Origin of the sequence: Flavobacterium sp. HJSW_4 (assembly GCF_042436695.1) — a bacterium.
In the GTDB taxonomy this organism is placed as follows: domain Bacteria; phylum Bacteroidota; class Bacteroidia; order Flavobacteriales; family Flavobacteriaceae; genus Flavobacterium.
This window is the reverse complement of sequence record NZ_JBHNPP010000090.1, coordinates 1-374: the sequence shown is the minus strand read 5'-3', so window position 1 is coordinate 374 and position 374 is coordinate 1. Positions and strand designations below refer to the sequence as shown.

Below are 374 nucleotides of genomic sequence, written 5' to 3'. Positions count from 1 at the left end.
TGCTGACGGATCAAATTCTACATCAATAGAAAAAACATTTCCTTCGTAAAAATCCAAATCAAGGATAAAAGAAGTCTCTGTTATTAATAACTTTAAATCAGCATCTTTTACCATAAAAGCTTTACGCTTAACCGGCAATTCCGAATCTATAGGAACGTAAACACCTCCAGACTTCATGATCCCGAGAATAGAAATAATCGACCACTCGCTTCTCTCTAACTGAACACCGATCATGTCCCCTTTCAATATATTATAGTCATTCTGCAGACTATATGACAACTGGGTAGATAAATCGTCGATTTCTTTATAAGTCAGCTCCTTGCCTTCAAACACAACCGCTATATTGTTTGGAGTTCTATCTGCTTGCTCTTCAA

1 protein-coding gene is annotated in these 374 nt (G+C 36.6%); it reads right to left on the bottom strand.

The annotated features are described in order from the left end of the window. Positions 1-374, bottom strand: a 374-nt coding sequence (locus tag ACE01P_RS24435) for an AMP-binding protein (protein ID WP_379701670.1), incomplete at both ends; no start/stop codon positions are given.